This is a genomic window from Massilia sp. DJPM01 (assembly GCF_030348125.1).
Taxonomy (GTDB): domain Bacteria; phylum Pseudomonadota; class Gammaproteobacteria; order Burkholderiales; family Burkholderiaceae_D; genus Telluria_A; species Telluria_A frigida.
Window position 1 is genome coordinate 1 of record NZ_JAQOZV010000176.1, and the last position, 1,233, is coordinate 1,233.

The following is a 1,233-nucleotide window of genomic DNA, read 5'->3' on the forward strand; positions in this document are numbered from 1 at the left end:
CAAGGGCGACAAGGTGGTGGCCAACATTGGCGGCGACCTGAATATCGCGAGCCTGCAGGACACCGACAACTACACGAGCCGGGAAAAGAGCAGCGGGGGAAGCGTCAGTATTTGCGTGCCGCCGTTCTGCTATGGCGCCAGTTCGGGCAGCGTGAACGCGGCCAAGGCGAATACCGACAGCACGTTCGCCAGTGTGAACCAGCAGTCGGGCATCTATGCGGGTGCGCAGGGCTTCGATGTGAGCGTCAAGAACAACACCGATCTGACCGGTGGCGTGATTGCGAGTGCCGCCGGTGCTGACAAGAACAGGCTGACGACGGGCACGCTGACCCAGACGGACGTGAAGAATGCGGCCAGCTATGACAGCGACAGCAGTAGCGTGAATTTGTCGTACAGCAGCGGCGCGGGCGCCACTGACACGCTCAAAAGCAATATCGCCAGCAACGTGGCGGGCAACCTGACGCCTGCACAGCGCGGCAATGCGGCCGGCACGACGAAGAGTGCTATCGGCGAGGGAACGGTTGTCATCACGGACGACAAGGGACAGGTCGCGGCGACGGGGAAGAACGCGAGCGATACAGTCGCGGGCCTGAACCGGGATACGGCGAACAGTGCGGGTACGATCGGCAAGATCTTCGATCTGAAGCAGCTGCAAAGCGAGCGTGAAGTCACCAAGGCCTTGAACGATGTGGCGCAGCAGGTAACGCCGATCATCGCCAAGCAGGTGGGCAACATCGGCGCGCAGCAGGTCGCGGACGCACAAAAGCTCGCTGGACAATATCTGCAACAGGCAGAGAACGCCACTGCCGGCAACGATCCGGCGGCAGCAGCGGCGTTCACGGCCAAAGCCAACGACGCCTTGGCCACGGCTGCCAACTGGAGCGACAACGGCATTTTCCGGATCGCCTTGCATGCTGCCACGCAAGGGATTGTTGGCGGGATCACAGGCGGAACAAGCGGCGCGCTCAGCAGCGGCGGCGGTGTCATCGGCGGCAACCTTGGGCAGCGCGTCGGCGAGGCGAGCGGCGAGGCTGCGGCAGACAAGCTTGGCCTGGCGTTGGGTTCGACGGAGCGGGCCAGCTTTGTGAATGCCTATCAGCAGGCTGGTGCTGCCATCGGTGGCGCGCTGGTTGGCGCCGCCGCAGCGTCCGCCAACGGCGCGGATGGCAACAGCACCCTGGCTGCGAGCCTGCAAGCGGGCCTCACTGCCAACACAGTGGACACGAATAATCG

1 pseudogene is annotated in these 1,233 nt (G+C 63.7%); it reads left to right on the forward strand.

From position 1 onward, the window contains the following. Positions 1-1,233, forward strand: a pseudogene (locus PO883_RS34470) (hemagglutinin); the annotation flags it as partial.